Origin of the sequence: Ensifer sp. 1H6, from assembly GCF_001976035.1 — a bacterium.
Taxonomy (GTDB): Bacteria; Pseudomonadota; Alphaproteobacteria; order Rhizobiales; family Rhizobiaceae; genus Ensifer; species Ensifer canadensis.
In genome coordinates, this window is sequence record NZ_MOAI01000020.1 from 1 (window position 1) to 18,785 (window position 18,785).

The following is an 18,785-nucleotide window of genomic DNA, read 5'->3' on the forward strand; positions in this document are numbered from 1 at the left end:
TGGTATCCCAGGTCGGCACCTGCACGCCCTTGTAGCCGCAATCGGCAGCCCACTTGGTGATCGCCGCAAACGAGTTGAACGGCGCCGCATCCCCGGCAAACTGCGCAAGAAACAGACCGGGGCCCTTGATCGTTTTCATGATTTTTCCTCGTCTAAGCTGCCGTGACCGGATCGATGTCACGCTGAAGAGGCGCCGGACACAGGGTTGGCCAAGCGCGATTGTGACCTGAAAAATGGGTGCGAAAGGAAAAGGCGCGCCCGACCGACGGGCGCGCCTGGCTTATCAGAACGGAGAATCCGGGAAGTAGAACTGCTCGGCATTGTCCTTGGTCACCAGCGTGGCGTCGAGGATGTATTCGCCGCTGACCGGGACCTGGTCGTAGAACTTGGCAGCCGTGAGCTGCATTGCGGTTGCGACCATCGCCGGCGGATAGAGCACGTCGACCGGGACCATCTTGTCGCCGTCCATGACCTTCTTGATCATGTCCTTCGAGCCGGCACCGGCAACGATGTACTGGATATCCGTGCGCTTTGCCTGGCCGATGGCTTCGAGTACGCCGACTGCCATGTCGTCGTCCTGGCACCAGACCACGTCGATCTTCGGGTATTTGGTCAGGTAGTCCTGCATGACGCGGAAGGCGTCGTCGCGGTTCCAGTTGCCGTACTGGCGGTCGAGAACCTTGACGTTGGAACCGGCAATGCCCTTGTCGAAACCATCCTGGCGCTGCTGGTCGATCGGGATCGGCAGACCGCGGATAACGACGACTTCGGCATCCGGCGTCGTCTTCTTGATATATTCGCCCGCGACCTGGCCGAGCGCCGGGTTGTTGCCGGCGACATAGAGATCGCGGATCGAGCTGTCGTTGACCGACGGGGCGCGGTCGACGAGCGCGACAAAGGCGCCGGAATCCTTGACCTGCTGGATGGCGTTGACGAGCGGATCGGGATCCGACGGCAGGATGACCAGCGCGTCCAGCCCCTGAACCGCAAGGTCCTGCACGGCGTTTGCCTGGGTGGCTGCGTCGGGCGATGTCTTGACGATGACGTTCAGGCCCGGATGTTCCTGCATCAGCAACTTGGCGACGCGTTCCGCATGGAACACGACGCCGGCCGTCCAGCCATGGTCGGCTGCCGGGATCGATACGCCGATGGTCACCTTCTTGTCCTGCGCAAAGGCGCCGGGTGCGGCGCCTGCAAATGCCGCCACGGCGGCAACGGCCAGGCCGATAATTTTTTTACGCATAGTCTCCCTCCCAAGAGTTCCATGGGGCATAGCTTGCAATGAAACCGGGCTCGCCCCAACGGCCCGGCCAATCTCATGTGCGGCGCATCAGCGACCGCTGCACCAGCATGGCGATGATGATGATCGCACCCTGGATGGCGCCGATCAGGTATTCGCTGACGAAATTCGAAAGCAGCATGATGTTGCCGACGATCTCCAGGATGAAGGCACCGCAGACCGTGCCCCAGACACGTCCGACGCCGCCTCTGAGCGCCGTGCCGCCGACGACCACGGCGGTAATCGCCTGCAACTCCCAGAGAATGCCGGTGGTGGCCGACGTCGAGCCGAGGCGTGGCACATAGAGCAGGACGGCGACGGCGACGCAGAGGCCCTGGATCACATAGGCGATGGTGCGAACCTTATTGACCGAGATGCCGGAGTAACGGGCCACGTCCTCGTTGGAGCCGACCGCAATGACGTGACGGCCATAACGCGTGCGATAGAGCACGAAGGCAGCAATCGCGGCCGTCACGAAGATGATGATGATCGGCACGGGAACACCGGCGACCGATCCGAAATAAACTGGCCGGTAGATCTGCTGCAGTTCGCGGTCCTGTAGGGTGATCGCGCCACCTTGCGACAGCCAGGTGGTCAACCCGCGATAGATGCCCATGGTGCCGAGCGTGGCGATGAAGGGTTCGATCCGGCCGACGGTGGTGATGAGCCCGTTGACGAGCCCGCAGGCAGCCCCCAGCACCAGCGCCAGGATCGCGGCGCAGATCAGCATCAGCACGGGGTCGGCGATGACGCCGCTGTTTATGAACAGGATCATCAGGCTGGCGACGAAGGCGACCATCGAGCCGACGGAGAGATCGAGCCCGCCCGACGAAATCACATAGGTTGCACCCAGCGCGATGATGGCGATGAAGGCGCTGCGCGTGATGACGTTCAGCAGATTGGCGACGGAAATGAAGTTCGGATTGGCGAAGTAGCCAAGGATGAGCAGCAGTGCCAGCGCGACAAAGGGGGCGATCGCCGCCATGTCCCAGTCTCGCGAGGTTCGCGGCGCCTTCTGCGTTTCGGTTGCAACATTCGTCATGATCGTCTCCCGCGCTTACGCGGCCTCCCCGGTATTGGCGCCTGTCGCAAGAACGACGATCTCGTTTTCGTTCATCTTGTCTCCCGTAACTTCGCCGACGATATGGCCCGCCCGCATGACCAGGATGCGGTCGGAAATACCGATCAACTCCGGCATTTCAGAAGAAACGACGATGATCGACCGCCCCTCCTCTGCGAGCTTGGCGATGAATTTGTAGATCTGCTCCTTGTTGCCGATGTCGATGCCGCGCGTCGGCTCGTCGATGATGACGATCTCCGGATCGAGCATCATCATTTTGGCAAGCAGCAGCTTCTGCTGGTTGCCGCCGGACAGCTGCCCGGCAAGGATATCCTTGCGGCCGGTTCGGATGTCGAACTCGCGGATCGCCCCGTCGAGCGCGTCGGCTTCCTTCTTGCGGTCGATCTGCAGGGTTTTGACGAAGCGGGACAGCGACGCAAGCGTCAGGTTGACCCTCAGATCCTTGGTCAGCAACAGGCCCTTGCCCTTTCGGTCCTCGCTTAGATAGACCAATCCGGCCTTGAGGCTCGCCTCAACGCTCGAGAAATTCACCGTCTGGCCGTGATGCCTGATCCGGCCATGACCCGGACGAAGCCCGGCAATGCCCTCCATCAACTCGGTTCGGCCGGCGCCGACAAGCCCGGCAAAGCCGAGGATCTCGCCCTTGCGCAATTGAAAGGTGGCGTTGCGCGCGAAGCCCGGCACCGAAAAGTCTTCGATCTCGAGCACGACGTCGCGTGCAGGCCCACCGTGGCGTTCGGGGTAAAGTTTTGCGACATCGCGCCCGACCATCAGCCGCGCCATGTCGGCCGGCTGCAGCTCGGCGGCAGCGTGCCCAGCAACGACCCGGCCGTCGCGCAGCACCGTCACCCGGTCGGCGATCTCCTTCACCTCCGGCAGTCGGTGCGAAATATAGAGAACGCCGACGCCCTTGGCGCGGATATCCTTGATCACTTTGAGCAGCGCTTCAGTTTCATGCGGCGTCAGGGACGCCGTCGGCTCGTCGAAGATCACCACCCGGTGCGGCACCAGCAGCACCCGCGCGATCTGGACCAGCTGGCGCTGGGCGATCGACAGACGGCGCACAATGGTCCTTGGGTCGAGATCGGCACCGAGATCACGGATCGCTCTGGCCGCGCCATCGTTCATGGCCCGGTCGTCGACGGAAAGACCTTTGCGCAGTTCGCGGCCGAGATAGATGTTCTGCGCCACCGTCAGATCCGGTGCGAGCAGGATTTCCTGGTGAACGAGGACGATGCCGGCCTGTTCGGCATCGACAGGGCCGGAAAAGCTCACCGGTTTTCCATCGATCGCCAGCTCGCCCCGGGTCGGCAAATGGTTGCCGGCCAATATCTTCATCAGCGTGGATTTGCCGGCGCCGTTTTCGCCGATGATGGCGTGGACTTCGCCGGGCCGCACGGACACATCGATGTCGCGCAGCACCTCGACGATGCCAAACGTCTTTGAAATGCCCCTCGCCTCGAGGACGGGTGGCGCACTCTGGGATGCCGCAGCCGTCATGTGGCGACCGCAATCGTCAAGCCACGCCCCATAGGGTCGGCCGCCACGCCCCGTGCTCGGGCACGAACGCAACGAAACAATGTCATAAGAATTCCTCCGGAAGTACTGCTAACCCATTTTCTGAGGTACGTAAATCAGAATTTGTTTTTCAGCCTGTTGATTTCGAACGGCGAGGCCAAAAGCCAAAGAGAGAGCCCCGAGGCAGCGCAGCGTCAGCACGGACGATCGGTTTTAGGAAGAGAGAAGCTCAGCTGCAGCCGACCCGATGCGGGGCTCCAGACAGACGATCAGCCAGTCCGATGATGGCATGGCCGAGTGCGCGCGCGCTGTCAGAGGGGGCGATTGGCACACACGCCGCATGGCCGGATACGCGTGCGCCTAGAAGCGCGAGAAGCCTTTCAGCGGTGGCATGATCATGCCACGTCCGTCACCCATGAACTGGGACACGCCTCTCGCCACCTCCTCGCTCGGATCGCCGTAGACTTCGAATTTTTCGACGGTGCAATGCGCAGACACGCTCTGAATATGCGCATCCGACATCTGCCAGTGGCGCAGGACATCGGCGGAATTTCGGTAGAGCTGGTAGCTGACCGCCCGCATTTCTGTCTCGTCGATGAACGTGCGGACCATCAATTGTGGAGCGTTCTCTTCCACGAAGTCGACCGCTGCCCGCACCGCTTCACGGAAGGGCTGCAGATGCCCGGCTTTGATCTTCATGACATTTCGAAAGAGTAATTGGTCGGTCATCATGTTTCTCCATAGCGCTGTACGGAGTGCCTTATAGAAACTCAAGCATAGTTGAGGTCAATGGGCGCGATCTGTCGACGGCAAGATCTTGCATCAGACTTTGGTCTTGCAGGGCGGGCCGGCGGCACGCCGCATGATTGCGCTGAGCACCAGCGAAACAGCTTCACGTATTTCTTGTGAATGAGAACCGTCGAATTCAGCTAGCTTTCGCCGCGCACCCAACGTTGGAGGACGGCGGGCGCCCCACCGAATGTTTCGAGACATTCGGCGATCGACAAGGGAGGAACAATGTCGAAACTTTCAGCCGACCGACGGACTTCGAAATCGCGCACGCCGAACCTGCTCGGGACCCTGACCATGGGTCGACGCGCATGAACATACACAATCCCACCGCCGCGCCAACGCGGCCGACCGAACTCGTGCTCGGCCTCGACGATCGCCCCTCGCCGCCGATCGCCTTTCTTGCAGCGCTGCAGCATTTGCTGGCAATCATCGTGCCGATCGTCACGCCAGGCCTGCTGATCTGCCAGGCACTCGGTGTCTCTCCTCGCGACACGAACATGATCGTGTCGATGTCCTTGGTCATCTCGGGGATCGCAACCTTCGTTCAATGTCGCCGTTTCGGCCCGCTCGGCGCGGGCCTGCTGATCGTTCAGGGAACAAGCTTCAACTTCGTCGGCCCGTTGATTGCCGGCGGTGTGTTGATGGTGAAGCATGGGACGCCGGTCGAAACCGTGATGGCGTGCATATTCGGCGTCGTCATCGCCGGATCCTTCATCGAAATGGGCCTTTCGCGCGTGCTGCCCTTCGTCAAGCGCCTGATCACCCCTCTCGTCACCGGCATCGTCGTTCTGATGATCGGCCTTACCTTGATCAAGGTCGGCCTGATCAGCATGGGCGGAGGCTTTGCCGCAATGTCGCAGGGCACCTTTGCCAACGGCGAAAACTTGCTGCTGTCAGGCGTTGTGCTTGGGCTTATCATTGCGCTCAACCGCATTCCGGTCGTCTGGGTCCGCAGTAGCGCCATCATGCTGGCGCTCGCCGCCGGTTATCTGCTGGCGGCATGGATGGGTAGCCTCGACTTTGCCGGCGTGCATCAGGCAGCCTGGTTCCAGGCGCCGGTGCCGTTTCATTTCGGCGTCGACTTCTCGTGGTCGCTGTTTGCGCCGATGGTGGTCATCTATCTCGTCACATCGCTTGAGGCGATCGGCGACATCACCGCCACCAGCAAGATCTCGCGCCAGCCGGTCGAAGGTCCGCTTTGGATGGAGAGGATCAAGGGCGGCGTTCTCGTCAACGGCGTGAACTCGCTGCTGGCGGGCATCTTCAACACCTTCCCAAGCTCGGTGTTTGCGCAGAACAACGGCATCATCCAATTGACCGGAGTCGCCAGCCGTCACGTCGGCATCTACATCGCTGCCGTGCTGGTCCTGCTAGGGCTGTTCCCGACGGTGGCCGGCGTCATCCAGGCCGTGCCGGAACCGGTGCTCGGCGGTGCCGTCATCGTCATGTTCGGCGCGGTTGCAGCCTCCGGCATCAACATCCTTGCCGGCGTTCATCTGGACCGCCGCGCGCTTCTGATCATCGCCATCTCGCTTGCCCTCGGGCTCGGCGTCTCTCAGGTTCCCGAGTTCGTCACGCATATGCCCCGGGCGCTCGCGGACGTCCTGGAATCAGGTGTGGCAACCGGCGGCATCTGCGCGGTCTTCCTCAACTGGCTTCTGCCCGAGCGCCAGGAAGAAGTCATCGACTGACAACAAGGGGATCGCCACCCCAACCGCCCGCTCGTGCGAGCGGGGCCGGTTGGGGTCACCTTCGAGAGGTCAGTGCCTGCTCGGCGCGAAACTGACGGTGGCACCCTCAATCGTGGAAGCCGCAGCAAACAGGCCTATCAAGGGCGAAGGTTCTTGCGAGCTCACATCATAGATACACGGTGCTGCAAAAACCGCCGCTCCAAGTGCGATGATGATCATCAGCTTCATTGGATCCTCCGATGGCGATGCGCAAGCATCGCCCATTCCTTTCCATTCATCGTTTTAGGCGACCGTCAGCTCGACGTTGATGTTGCCGCGCGTCGCCTTCGAATAGGGGCAGGTCTGATGCGCCTCTTCGACAAGAGCTGTCGCCAGCTCCCGCTCGATACCCGGAATGTTCACCTTCAGCCGGGCCTGCAGCAGATAGGCGCCGTCGGTCGATCCGAGATCAATCTCGGCAGCCACGGAGAGATCTGCAGGAAGCTTGACGTCGCGCTTTCCCGCCGCTTTGCCAATGGCGCCAATGAAGCAGGCCGACCATCCGGCCGCAAAGAGTTGCTCGGGATTGGTCCCGGCATGGGCGCTTCCCGGTGGCGAGAGCTTGATGTCCAGCCGCCCGTCGTCGCTGCGCGAAGCGCCGTCGCGACCGCCACTGGTATGCGTCCTGCCGGTGTAGAGAACCTTGTCGACCTGTGTCATGGAACACTCCGTTGTTGTGTCGCTTGTGGCGACTGCGTTGACGGAGGGAGATTTGACCGGCTGAGGTATCCGGCATGTTTCCGAAAACGCCGGAAATGTACCAAAGCGTAGCGGTGGTCGCTCCGGACACCCACTGCATGTTTCCTTAAATCCTATTCGATTTGAGGATAAAAACATGCAGCAATTCAAAGTGCTACAGCGACCTTGGCGCGTCTAATAAGACGCGCGGCGCTGTAGAGCGACAAACCGCTTCGGCGAGCCTTGCCCGCGATATCAGCGGATGACGACCTCCGCCGCCAAACCGCCGCCGGCACGATTGTAGAGCCGCACCGAGCCGCCGATGGCCCCTGCCAGTTGCTGGGCGATCGCAAGTCCGAGCCCGGTGCCGCCCGTCTCCCGATTGCGGGACTGTTCGAGCCTGAAGAACGGCTGCATCGCAGCCTCGAGCATGTCGTCCGGAATGCCCGGCCCCCGATCCATCACCGTGATGGCGACCTCACCATTTTCCCGTCGCTCGACACTGATCTCGGCAGCGCCGGCAAATTTCAGCGCGTTGTCGATGAAGTTGGAGAGGATCCGGCGCAACGCATGCGGCTTGACGGGTATCGTCCCGTCAACGGCACTGACGACGGCCACGGACTTTCCGGTGTCCTGATAATCATAGGCCAGGCTGTCGATAAAGGATGCGAGGTCGATGCGGGAAGTCTTCTCGACATTGCCGTGCGCACTTCGGGCGTAGGCAATACCGTCCTGAACCAGTCGTTCGATCTCGCGGAGATCCTGCACCAGCTTATCCCTTTCAGGCGATTCATCCGCCATGTCGGCGCGAAGCCGCATGCGCGTGATCGGCGTCTGGAGATCGTGGGAAATGGCGGCAAGGATCTGCACGCGCTCTTCGAGATAGTGGGCGATCCTGTCGCGCATGGCATTGAAGGCCCGGGCGGCATGCGCGACTTCACGTGGGCCGGCCTCGCTCAACGGCGCGGCCTTCCTGTTCGGGTCCAGCGCATCGGCGGCAGCGGCAAGATCGCTCAAAGGGCGGATGACCTGATGCACGGCAAACCAGACGCAAAGGAGCAGAAGCGCCATCTGGGTCGCCAGCACGTAAGGCAGCCATTCGGCGATCGGCATGACGCCCCGTGGCGTCACGTCTATCGTCAGGGGCGCGCCGTCGCTGAGCGTCAGGTGGGCCTGCAATCTCTTGTCCTCACCTGGGATCGCCTCCACGTGCACGGGAAAGCGATGCCCGGCCGCCTCCTCGATCTTGGTAGCGATCTCCGCACCACGGGTGGTGAGATCCGGCACGCCGGGAAGGCCGGGCCCCAGCACGAAACGATAGCTGCCGCGGCTGAGACGATCGAGCCAACCCGCTCGCTCGCTCGCCGGCAGCCGATCGAGAATGGCGATCGATGTGGCAACATCGGTTTCGAGCGTGCCAAGCATGACCGCCTTCGCCGACATGTAGCGTTCGAGAAACAGGACGCTGAAAGAAAGGCCGTAGGCGATTGCGAGACCGAGGAGAAGAACGAGAAAAAGCCGAGCGCGTAAGGTGCTCGGCCAATACCAGCTGACAGTCGATGTGACGCCCAAGCTCATTGCCTGGGCTCCGAGATCTCGACCGGAACGGAAAAGACGTAACCTTCGCTGCGCAGGGTCTTGATGTAGGTCGGCTCACGCGCATCGTCACCGAGCCGCTGGCGAAGACGGCTGACGAGAAGATCGATCGAGCGATCGAACAGCTCGGCGTCGCGCCCCTGGGTCAGATTGAGAAGCTGGTCACGGTTGAGCACGCGCTGCGGATGATCGATGAAGACACGCAGCAGCCGGTATTCGGCACCACTCAAGGCGATCTCCGTGCCCTGCCTGTCGAGAAGGCGGCGGCCGACCGTGTCGAGCTGCCAGTCGCCAAAGGTCAGCAATTGACCCGCCTCAGTGATCTGCAGGTTCGGAGGCAGCATTCGGGTTCGGCGCAGCACCGCCTTGATGCGTGCCAAGAGCTCGCGCGCAGCAAATGGCTTGGGCAGATAGTCGTCCGCTCCCATTTCCAGGCCGATGATCCTGTCCATCTCATCGCTGCGAGCCGTCAGCATCAGGATCGGCGTCGCCTTGTGCTTGCCGGCGCGCAGCTCCCGGCAGAGGACCAGTCCGTCGTCGCCGGGCATCATCACATCGAGCACGATCAGATCGACGGTGTTGGCTTCCAGAAAGGCGCGCATCTGGCGGCCATCCGCGGCAACGGCCGTGCGCAGCCCGTTCTTCTTCAGATAACTCGACACCAGCTCGCGAATTTCGCGATCGTCGTCGACGACCAGGATGTGATCGACGTGTTCCATATCCGACTTCCCACTCCCCTATGCACTCAGCCAACAGCGCCTGATGCCTTTAGACCCAAGGCGGCTTGCGCGAGGCAGGCATCCACCAGGTCACGCGCCCTGTTGCCGACCATCGTCGGTCTAAAAGCGATCCACGTCCATAACCGCCTGTGCGAACGCCTGCGGCGCTTCCTGCGGCAGGTTATGCCCGATGCCGCCGCTGATGGTACGATGTTCGTATTTTCCGGAAAACTTGCCGGCATAGGCGGCGGGCTGCGGATGCGGCGCGCCGTTGGCATCGCCTTCCAGCGTGATGGTGGGAAGCGAGATCTTCGGTCCCACGGAAAGCCGCTTTTCGTAGGCGTCGTATTTGCGTTCGCCTTCCGCCAGGCTCAATCGCCAGCGATAATTGTCGATGACGACGGCGACATGGTCGGGATTGTCGAAGGCTTCAGCCGAACGCTCGAAGGTCGCATCATCGAATTTCCAGGTGGGCGAGGCGGTCTGCCAGATCAGCTTGGCAAAGGCGCGCCGATTTTCCTCGTAGCCCAGCCGCCCGCGCTCGGTGGCGAAATAGAACTGGTACCACCAGGCAAGCTCGGCGCTGGGCGACAATGGCTTCCTGTTGATTTCCTGGCTTCCGATGAGATAGCCGCTCACCGAGACCATCGCCTTGCAGCGCTCCGGCCAAAGTGCCGCCATGATATTGACGGTGCGTGCGCCCCAGTCGCAACCGCCAAGCACCGCCTTTTCGATGCCCAGCGCATCCATCAAGGCGATCATATCCGCCGCGATCGCCGATTGCTGGCCGTTGCGCGGCGTATCCGGCGAAAGGAAGTGCGTCGTTCCGTAACCGCGCAGGTAAGGCACGATCACGCGGTAGCCGGCTTGAGCAAGCAAGGGCGCGACGTCGACATAGGTATGAATGTCATAGGGCCAGCCGTGCAGCAGCAGAACAGCCGGCCCATCGGCGGGACCTGCCTCCGCGTAGCCGACTTTGAGCACGCCGGCCCGGATCTGCTTGAGTGCGACAAAGGAGGTGTGTGTGCCGGGCTTGATGTCAGGCAGCCGTGCGGCGGACGCTTGCCCCGACTGCGCCATCGCGGCACCCGCCATGCCAAGCTCGACCGCAGCAATGGTCATGGCAGCCACCCCGAAAAACTTGCGGCGTTCATGGTTGATTTCGTCAGACATCGGCCTCTCCTTTTTGAACCCAAGCACAATGGGAGAAAGATGGGCCGCTTGTATCCTGCGTGTGTCGCGCCCGCCCGATCTTGAATACCAATGTAGCGCCGACCCGCCCGGATACAGTCTGATACAAAGACGCCTTGCGACCAGCCAACTCGATCCGCCGGCGCGTGTCTGATGGCTGATCATCGGCAGCCGATTTGTATCGCTCTGTAGCAGGCCGGGCTACGCCTACATCCCGGTACATTTTCATACCTGAGCGGACACATGCGGGATACGTCGCAAAGACCAGATGCGATCCGTTGCTGGTCAAGGCACATCGCCGTCCAGAGCCCGATCAATCGGTTCAAAGGAAACGATGATGACGCTTCTCATCATAGCCTATCTCGGAGGCGCGCTGACGATCTTCAGTCCGTGCATCCTGCCTATCCTGCCTTTCGTTTTCGCACGCGCCGAACAGTCCTTCCTCCGAAGCACGCTGCCGATGCTTGCCGGCATGGCCATCACCTTTGCGCTTGTCGCCACCCTGGCAGCCATCGGCGGCAGCTGGGCCATCCATGCCAACGAATATGGCCGCATTGCCGCGATTGCCTTGCTTGCGGCGTTTGGCGCAAGCCTGCTGTCACCGCGGATCGCCAGCGCGCTTTCACAGCCCGTCGTCGATTTCGGCAACCACCTGATGAGGGCCACCGGCCATGGGCGCGCGACGCCCGATGTGGCCGGTTCGTTTGTTCTCGGCATCGCGACCGGCCTGCTCTGGGCCCCTTGCGCCGGGCCCATCCTTGGTCTGGTCCTGACCGGCGCGGCACTGCAGGGTGCCAATCTTGCGACGACATTCCTGCTGCTTGCCTATGCTGCCGGTGCGGCCACCTCGCTTGCCACAGCCATGTTTGTCGGCGGAAAGGTTTTCGCCGCCATGAAGCGGTCGCTGGGGATCAGCGAGCGCATTCGCCAGGTCCTGGGTGCCGCGGTGCTCGCCGGCGTTGCGGCAATCGCGCTCGGCCTCGATACCGGCTTGCTGGCCCAGCTTTCCTACGCCAGCACGGCATCCCTGGAACAGACCGTGCTCGAAAAGCTCGATACCAAAGCCGCTGGCGGACCATTCTCCGCGGCTGCCGACAAGGGCGTGGACGTCGCATCGGCCGATACGACCCGCCCCTTTCAAAGCGACCTGCCCGTCGAAGGCGCTGCACCATCGCTTGATGGAGCGGTGGAGTGGCTGAACTCGCCGCCGCTCACCGCGGAAGCCTTGCGGGGGAAGGTGGTGCTCGTCGATTTCTGGACCTATTCCTGTATCAACTGCATTCGCACCGTCCCCTATGTCCGCGCGTGGGCGGAAAAATACCGGGATCAAGGCCTCGTCGTCATCGGCGTGCATGCGCCTGAATTCGCCTTCGAGAAGAAGATCGACAATGTCCGCAAGGCGGTCAGCGATTTCAACATCGGCTATCCCGTCGCCATCGACAACGACTACCGCATCTGGCGCGCCTTCGAGAACAGCTACTGGCCGGCCCATTACCTGATCGATGCCAAGGGGCAGATCCGCTACCATCATTTCGGCGAGGGCAATTACCCGCAGACGGAGAAGGCCATCCAGGACCTGCTCAGAGAAGCCGGTAGCGACATGGCGGCGAGCAGGCCGGTAGTGCCCGAGACCAAGGGCGCTGAACTCGGCGCCGACCTCAACAATATCCGCTCAAGCGAAACCTATCTCGGATACCAGCGCGCTTCGAACTTCGCCTCCAACGAGAGCCTGAGCGCCGATGCGGCGCGCAAATACACGGTCGCCGAACCGGGTCTCAACGAATGGGGCCTCACCGGCACCTGGACCGTCGGCCCGGAACAGGCAACGCTCGACGAGCCGGGAGGCGGCATCGCCTCGCGTTTCAGCGCCCGCGACCTGCATCTCGTTCTTGGGCCGGGAGCGGCCGGAAAGCCGGTCCGCTTTCAGGTGACCATCGACGGCAAGGCGCCGGGCAAGGACCACGGCGCCGATATCGACGTCAATGGAAACGGCACGGTCACGGCAACAAGGCTTTATCAGTTGGTGCGCCAGGCAGGCGACGTCTCGGCGCGCAACTTCAGCATCCGGTTCCTTGCCCCAGGCGTTCAGGCCTACGCCTTCACCTTCGGCTGAGACCTCGAGACATGTTCAAACCTGCCAATCGCCATCAACCCGACAAGGAGTGAAATCCATGAACCGTCATCTTTCCACCCTCGCGCTCGCCCTCTTCACCAGCGCGATTGCCTTTGCGGCCCAGGCAGCCGAGGTCCAGAATATCGTCATCGTTCACGGTGCATTGGCCGATGGCTCCGGCTGGCGCCAGGCAACCGAAATTCTCGAGAGGCGGGGCTATGCCGTGACGATCGTTCAACAACCCATCACGTCGCTGGCGGATGACGTTGCCGCCACCAACCGCGTGCTCGATCTGCAGCATGGTCCGACCTTACTCGTCGGGCACAGTTATGGCGGCATCGTCATCACCGAAGCCGGCAACCGTGCCGACGTCGCAGGCCTCGTCTATGTCGCCGCCTTCCAGCCCGACAAGGGCGAAAGTCTGCTCGCCCTCGCCAGCTCCAAACCGGCCGGCGGCATGAACATCAGGGAGACCAAGGACGGAAAATACCTCTATCTCGACCCAAGCGCCTTCGCCGCCGATTTCGCTGCGGACCTTCCGAAGGACGAAGCGGCATTCCTTGCAAAATCTCAGGTCTTTGCCGCCAAGGCGGCGTTTTCGGCCAAGGTCGACGATCCGGCCTGGCGAACCAAGAAGAGCTGGTCGATCGTGGCGACGCAGGATCGCGCGATCAATCCCGATCTCGAGCGCGACATGGCCAAGCGGGCGAACAGCGAGGTGACGGAGATCACGGCGAGCCATGCCGTCTTTGCCTCTCAGCCGGAGATGGTTGCTGATGTCATCGAAAAGGCAGCCAAACAGCTCGGCCAGTAAGTCGATGCACGGCAACTGACGTGCAAACATCTGGCTGCAGCGTTTATCGCAATTGGTCCGGGCGTTGCAGCGCCCGGCCGAGCATTCCTTCACTCGTTCGGGAACCTGGACGGCTCGAAGCCGTTAGTTGGGATCGATAAAACGAGGGCAAGGACATGAGCTTCGATCAACTCGTTCCGGCGCCGGATCTCGCAGCCAAGGGCAAATCGCCCTTTCCCGGCGAAACGGCTGAGTACAGAAAGGCGCGGCAGGCTTTGCTGCGCGAAGAAATCGAGTTCCGGCGGCAGATGACGCGGCTGGTCGAGCTGCGGCGGTCGCTGCCGGATGGGCCGGTGATTGAAAAGAATTATCGCTTCAAGGATGCCAACGGCAACGACATCGGCCTGCTCGACCTCTTCGGCGACAAGCAGACGCTTGTCACCTATTTCTGGATGTACGGGCCAGAGCGCGCACACCCCTGCCCGATGTGCACGAACTGGCTCGGCGCAGTGAACGGCAATGCCGCCGATATCAAACAGCGGGTGGCGTTGAAGATCCTCGGCCGCAGCCCCGTCGAGCGCCAACTGGCGTTTGCCCAGGAGCGCGGCTGGCGAGACCTCGATTTCGTCCAGACCGTCGGCGACGACTATGCTCGGGATCTCGGCCTCATCAATGCGGACGGAAGCGAAAACCCGGCGCTTGGCGTCTTCAAGCGTGAAGGCAATGCCGTCAGGCTCTTCTGGGCAAGCGAGATGACGATGGAGATGGCCGACCCCGGTCAGGACCCAAGGGATGCACCCGACATCGCCTCGCTCTGGTCGATCCTGGACCTGACGCCGGAGGGTCGCGGCACAGACTGGTATCCGAAGCTCAGCAACTGACGATCGACACCAGACCGAGTTAGAACGACTGGAACCGGTCGCTGTTCGCTGTGGCAGACCCCGTGACGATCAGGAGAGCTGATTGCATCGAAATGTTTTCAACTCCGCAAGATTTGTCTGCCCGTTCGTGCAAATCTTTTCGCTGTGGAGAGCGGAGAGGACACGAACATGCGTAAAGATCTGCCGCAGCGGGAATTACGGACCTATCCCGGCGCCGACGGACGCACCGTAACGAGCCCGCCCGTTCCGCGCGACGTTGCCGAGGTTCTCGCGCGCCACGCCGAGCCAATACAGGCGCGCCTCCTGCAGGTTCGCGATCTCATCTATGCCCTGGCAGGCGAGACCGATGGGGTCGGTCCGTTGACCGAGACACTCAAATGGGGAGAGCCGGCCTATTTGACGGAGGCAAGCGGAAGCGGAACGACCATCCGGCTCGGCGTCGCCAAATCAGCGCCCGAACGTTGCGCTGTGTTCTTCAATTGCAGGACGACGCTCGTCGAAACCTTCCGCATTCACTTTGCCGATGATTTCACCTTCGAGGGCAATCGCGCCCTCCTCATCCCCGCCATCGGCGATTTGCCGCGAGAACCGCTGGCGCTCTGCCTGCGGGCGGCACTAACCTATCATCACGATCAGCGAGTCTGCACGTGGACTGGTTCAACAAGCAGCTGAGCTGACGCGGTCCGCGGCTGTCTCAGTTCGACACCACCAGTCGATGATCGTTCTAGCGGGGGCCCGCGGCCCGTCGATGAAGGGTTGGGCAGGCCAGGAGGCGATTTCGGACCTGCCGCAAATCGCCTCGCTCACACGATGAAGCGGATGGCGCGCTGGATTTCGAAGAAGTCCTTGGCCTCGAAGCGCAGCGTGCGGGCGGCGACATGTTCAACGCCGGGATACCAGCTGCCGCGATAGGCCTCGATCGGGGTCGTGTATTCGACAACAAGCTCGAAGCGGTCGGCGAGCTTCGGTAGGCAGGCCCTCAGATCGCCCGACAGCGCCTTCTCCACGCCCTCGCTAATGGCTGCAACCGAAGCCTTCGGCGTCAGCGATCGGGTCGCGGGGCCGAAACCTTCGCTGGTGGCAACGGTGCCGATGCCGGAAACAATCGCCCTGGCCTCAGCGCACATGCCGGCGTCGCCGGAGAGAAACGCCGACGGAACGCCGTAGCGTGCGGCGCAAAATGCGTTCAGCGTGAATTCCGACGCCACGTCGCCATTGATCAAAAGCCGCGACACCGTGCCGGTCAGCGTATGGGCGAGCGGATTGGTGTCGGTGCCGGCCTTGTTGTGATAGCCAGTGTAGAGGGCTGCCGAAAAACTCTTGTCGATGCCGAACATCATCAGATCGGGATGACCGCTCCAGCCCCTGACGATGCTGACATAGGCCGGCAGCTTCGACAGGATCAGATTGCGCGCGGTCGAATGCGCATCCTTGACTACCACCTCCTTGGCACCGGCCGCCTTCGCCCCTTCGCAGGCCGCCACCAGCTCGTCGGTCATGTATTCGCGGAATTCCTCGTATTCCGGATGCCCCTTCTTGGCCTCGTCCCAGGCGGTGATCCCCGCCGTGCCCTCGATATCTGCGCTGATGAAAACCTTCATGATCGTTGCCTCGTATTTCAAAGAAGCTCGGCCATCGACTGCAGCAGCCGATCGATCTGAGCTGGGGAATGTTCGGAAAACACCGCGAGCCGCAGGGTCGGCACGTCGGGTGCGTCGGAATAGCCGCCCGCCGGCTGCACACGGACGATGATGTCGCGTTCGGCGAGACGGTCGCGAAGCTGCTCGAGATCGGTCACGCCCTTGACGGTGACGATCGGCACTGGCGTGTCGGCGACCTCGAAGCCCAGCGCTCGCAGGCCGCTGCGCACATGCTTGATGTTGCGGGTGAGGTTCGCGCGCTTTTCCGGCGTCGTTTGCAGGACCCGGAGCGATGCGGCCGCCGCCGCCGCAAGACCGGGCGGCGCCGGCGAGGCGCCGCGCATGATCATTGCGTTGCGGGCAATCTTTTCGGCAAGCGCTGCGTCGCCCGGAACGACGCGCCGAGTGCGCCGAATGCCTTGCTCATGGTGCCGGCCAGAAAATTGCCCTCGCCCTCGAGCCCGGCATGCTGCAGCGAGCCACGCCCGGTTTCGCCGAGAACGCCGACGCCGTGGGAATCGTCGATGCAGAGCAGCGCGCCCTCGTAGGCCGCCATCGCCTGGCGGTAGTCGGCAAGCGGTGCAAGCTTGCCTGATGACGGGAAAACGCCGTCCGTCAGAACAGCCGGCCGCTCGCCTGCCTTCACATGCAGCGACAGTTGCGCTGCGAGATCTTCCGGGTCGGCATGGCGAAACTCGTGGATCGGCTTGCCGAGCGTCGGGATCGCGTCACGGGTGCTGTAATGGGTGGCCGAGTCGATGAGGATGACGTCGAAATCGTCGCGTAGCCCCTGCAGCAGCACCATCGGGCTGGTGTAGCCGGAGATCATGTAGACGACCTCCTCGGTGCCGAACCAGTCGCGCAGCCGCTCCTGCAGGTCGGCATAGACCTGCATGTGGGCGAGCGTTCCCGGCCCCATGCCGTACTGCCGGGTGGCGTCGCAGGCCGCCTCGATCACTTCGGGGTGGCCGTGCAGGCAGAAGTAGGACGTGCCGCAGTAATAGTCGACCTCGCGCCCGCCGATGAACATACGGGCGCCGAGCGGCGATTCCATCTTGATCGGAGCAACCATGGTCCGGATCACGCCGCTTCCGCCTGGGACGGGCTGCGCCGTTCCAGGAACATCGGGCCGACGCGGATGCCGCGCTTGCCGTTGTCATCGACGGCGTCGAGTTCGAGGATCTCGTCCTCGTAGAGCCGGCCGTGCATGCGGAAGCGCCCTTCCTCGACCGGCTCGCACGTGTGCGTGCAGAAATACTCGATCAGGCACTTCAGCCCACCATGGCTGTGGGTCAGGTATGTGATGTTGAAATCCGGCCCGTATTCGCCGAGATGCGGCTTGATCGCGTCGGGCACGGTCTCGTCGAGAGGTGCCTCGATGCGCGTCCAGTTCGCATCCTTCCAGAGGAGCTTGCCGGCTTCCGGGAAGGAGAGGTTCATATGGGCATAATCAGCGCCGCGCCCGTAGATGCGGCCGTCTATGACGAAGTCGTTGCCGGCGACCGGACGAATCTGGTGTGGCACGCCCTCGCCCATCAGGTAGATCTTGCCGTCCTTGGACTTGACCTCGACGATCTCCTGCGTGGCGTCGTCGCGGTAATAGCCCGGCAGCGTCTTGAACTGCGCCTCGGAGATTGCAGGCGGGCGCTGCACGCGCTCCGGCATCTTGCCCATCCTGCGTTCGGCAAGGACGATGCGCACGCCGTCGACGCCCAGCCGCGAGGCGATCTGGTTGGAGAAGTCAAGCGTCGCGAAGATCAGCACACCGACGCCGGCGGCCGGCAGCAGCATCATTTGCGAAGCATAGCCATAGACGGCGCCGCCATGGCCGACAGAGGTCCAGCCGTCGACATCACCGGACCCGAAGCACAGGCCGTAGCCGGCAAGCGTCTTGTCGTGACCGGCCGGGCGCTTGCCGAACGGCGTCCACATTTCGCGCAGCGCCGCCGGCGAGATGATGGAATTGCCTTGCACGTCGAACCCGCCGCGCAGCAGGCACTGGGCGTAACGCGCCATGTCGCCGGTGGTGGAGAAGATATTGCCGGCCGGCGATCCGCCGAGGCTGAACACCGGCGCCGGCGTGTCGCCGTCGAGCGTCCACATGTCAGCTGGTGCAAGCCTTTCACGAATGCCGGGTGCCATGCCGCACGAGGAGCTGTCCATGCCGAGCGGCTTTAGGATGTTGGCGGCGACATAATCGGAGTAGCTCTGGCCGCTGACCGTCTCGATCACCCGGCCGACGACGGCGATGCCGGCGTTGGAGTAATGCATCACCCCGAGGCTCGGGTCCTGCTTCAAGGTCGAGCTTGCCAGCTCGTTGACCGTGTCTTCGAGCGGCGGACGGGTGGCATCGAGATAGTGCCCGCTCTTCGGCTCGCGTACAAGGCCGGCCGTATGGGTCATCAGCTTGCGCAGGCTGATGACCGAGCCGTAGGGCCCGCCTTCGGCGCCGGCGAACGGGTTTATCGGCTTGAAGCCGGGGAGATAGGTCGACACGTCGACATCGATATCGACAAGCCCCTTCTCGACCAATTGCATGATCGCCAGTGAGGTGAAGGTCTTGGTGATGGAGCCGATGCGGAAGCAGGTGTCCCTGCCCATGTCGAAATGCCGGTCATGACGCTGGACATGGCCTTCGGCGAGCACGCCGTCACGGTCGACAAGGGCATAGGAGATCGACGGGATCGCCTTGTCCTCGACCTCGTAACGGATCAGATCCTCGAAAAGCTCGATCGAGGCGGCAGACAGAGAGGGCATCGGTACGCTCCTTGGGT

At 62.4% G+C, this 18,785-nt stretch carries 18 protein-coding genes and 1 pseudogene; 5 read left to right on the top strand and 14 right to left on the bottom strand.

What is annotated here, in order from left to right:
• The 5 genes and pseudogenes from BKP54_RS35300 to BKP54_RS21975 form a co-directional block, all read right to left on the bottom strand.
• Positions 1-139: pseudogene (locus BKP54_RS35300) on the bottom strand (sugar phosphate isomerase/epimerase); the annotation flags it as partial.
• 144 nt (positions 140-283) lie between these two features.
• Positions 284-1,243, bottom strand: coding sequence for a substrate-binding domain-containing protein (locus BKP54_RS21960; RefSeq protein ID WP_084814942.1), 960 nt, complete (start codon positions 1,241-1,243; stop codon positions 284-286).
• Positions 1,244-1,316: 73 nt separating this feature from the next.
• Positions 1,317-2,321 carry an ABC transporter permease gene (locus BKP54_RS21965; RefSeq protein WP_084814943.1) on the bottom strand — a complete coding sequence of 335 codons (1,005 nt, stop codon included), beginning with the start codon at positions 2,319-2,321 and terminating at the stop codon, positions 1,317-1,319.
• A gap of 15 nt (positions 2,322-2,336) precedes the next feature.
• Positions 2,337-3,860 (bottom strand): sugar ABC transporter ATP-binding protein, encoded by a 1,524-nt coding sequence (locus tag BKP54_RS21970; RefSeq protein ID WP_084814944.1) that lies wholly within the window; start codon positions 3,858-3,860, stop codon positions 2,337-2,339.
• 378 nt (positions 3,861-4,238) lie between these two features.
• Positions 4,239-4,607 (bottom strand): hypothetical protein, encoded by a 369-nt coding sequence (locus BKP54_RS21975; RefSeq protein ID WP_057224427.1) that lies wholly within the window; start codon positions 4,605-4,607, stop codon positions 4,239-4,241.
• Positions 4,608-4,978: 371 nt separating this feature from the next.
• On the opposite strand from BKP54_RS21975, the gene BKP54_RS21980 reads away from it, so the two are divergent.
• Complete coding sequence (locus tag BKP54_RS21980) at positions 4,979-6,361, top strand: nucleobase:cation symporter-2 family protein (protein ID WP_084814945.1); 1,383 nt, start codon at positions 4,979-4,981, stop codon at positions 6,359-6,361.
• A 69-nt stretch (positions 6,362-6,430) separates the two neighbouring features.
• Here the strand turns inward: BKP54_RS21980 and BKP54_RS36120 are convergent, their stop codons facing one another.
• From BKP54_RS36120 to BKP54_RS22000, 5 genes are all read right to left on the bottom strand, one after another.
• Positions 6,431-6,589 carry a hypothetical protein gene (locus tag BKP54_RS36120; RefSeq protein WP_198956860.1) on the bottom strand — a complete coding sequence of 53 codons (159 nt, stop codon included), beginning with the start codon at positions 6,587-6,589 and terminating at the stop codon, positions 6,431-6,433.
• 54 nt (positions 6,590-6,643) lie between these two features.
• A complete protein-coding gene (locus tag BKP54_RS21985) occupies positions 6,644-7,060 on the bottom strand; it encodes an organic hydroperoxide resistance protein (RefSeq protein ID WP_084814946.1) in 417 nt (138 codons plus the stop codon).
• A gap of 273 nt (positions 7,061-7,333) precedes the next feature.
• Complete coding sequence (locus BKP54_RS21990) at positions 7,334-8,656, bottom strand: HAMP domain-containing sensor histidine kinase (RefSeq protein WP_084814947.1); 1,323 nt, start codon at positions 8,654-8,656, stop codon at positions 7,334-7,336.
• The gene (locus BKP54_RS21995) at positions 8,653-9,393 is read right to left on the bottom strand and encodes a response regulator (RefSeq protein WP_025429477.1); all 741 of its coding nucleotides are present in this window, start codon (positions 9,391-9,393) and stop codon (positions 8,653-8,655) included. Before BKP54_RS21995 ends, BKP54_RS21990 begins: the two co-directional genes overlap by 4 nt.
• Before the next feature lie 120 nt (positions 9,394-9,513).
• Positions 9,514-10,566, bottom strand: a complete 1,053-nt coding sequence (locus BKP54_RS22000; RefSeq protein WP_084814948.1) for an alpha/beta hydrolase — start codon at positions 10,564-10,566, stop codon at positions 9,514-9,516.
• A 355-nt stretch (positions 10,567-10,921) separates the two neighbouring features.
• Between BKP54_RS22000 and BKP54_RS22005 the strand changes: the two genes are divergently transcribed.
• The 4 genes from BKP54_RS22005 (at position 10,922) to BKP54_RS22020 (ending at position 15,043) form a co-directional block, all read left to right on the top strand.
• Positions 10,922-12,697: a cytochrome c biogenesis protein DipZ gene (locus tag BKP54_RS22005; RefSeq protein WP_084814949.1), complete on the top strand. Its 1,776-nt coding sequence runs from the start codon at positions 10,922-10,924 to the stop codon at positions 12,695-12,697.
• A 58-nt stretch (positions 12,698-12,755) separates the two neighbouring features.
• On the top strand, positions 12,756-13,511 hold the full coding sequence (locus BKP54_RS22010) for an alpha/beta hydrolase (protein ID WP_084814950.1): 756 nt from the start codon (positions 12,756-12,758) through the stop codon (positions 13,509-13,511).
• Between the two features lie 155 nt (positions 13,512-13,666).
• Complete coding sequence (locus BKP54_RS22015; protein WP_084814951.1) at positions 13,667-14,371, top strand: DUF899 family protein; 705 nt, start codon at positions 13,667-13,669, stop codon at positions 14,369-14,371.
• Positions 14,372-14,539: 168 nt separating this feature from the next.
• On the top strand, positions 14,540-15,043 hold the full coding sequence (locus BKP54_RS22020; protein ID WP_084814952.1) for a DUF1801 domain-containing protein: 504 nt from the start codon (positions 14,540-14,542) through the stop codon (positions 15,041-15,043).
• Between the two features lie 131 nt (positions 15,044-15,174).
• Here the strand turns inward: BKP54_RS22020 and BKP54_RS22025 are convergent, their stop codons facing one another.
• From BKP54_RS22025 to BKP54_RS22035, 4 genes are read right to left on the bottom strand one after another with little or no spacing between them, the layout of a single operon-like run.
• Positions 15,175-15,972, bottom strand: coding sequence for a M55 family metallopeptidase (locus BKP54_RS22025; protein ID WP_057207595.1), 798 nt, complete (start codon positions 15,970-15,972; stop codon positions 15,175-15,177).
• Positions 15,973-15,989: 17 nt separating this feature from the next.
• A complete protein-coding gene (locus tag BKP54_RS37145; RefSeq protein ID WP_280951663.1) occupies positions 15,990-16,361 on the bottom strand; it encodes an aminotransferase class I/II-fold pyridoxal phosphate-dependent enzyme in 372 nt (123 codons plus the stop codon).
• The gene (locus BKP54_RS37150) at positions 16,358-17,095 is read right to left on the bottom strand and encodes a pyridoxal phosphate-dependent aminotransferase family protein (protein ID WP_280951664.1); all 738 of its coding nucleotides are present in this window, start codon (positions 17,093-17,095) and stop codon (positions 16,358-16,360) included. The genes BKP54_RS37145 and BKP54_RS37150 overlap by 4 nt, the downstream gene beginning before the upstream one ends.
• Positions 17,092-18,768, bottom strand: a complete 1,677-nt coding sequence (locus tag BKP54_RS22035) for a serine hydrolase domain-containing protein (protein ID WP_084814953.1) — start codon at positions 18,766-18,768, stop codon at positions 17,092-17,094. The genes BKP54_RS37150 and BKP54_RS22035 overlap by 4 nt, the downstream gene beginning before the upstream one ends.
• Between the last annotated feature and the right edge of the window lie 17 nt (positions 18,769-18,785).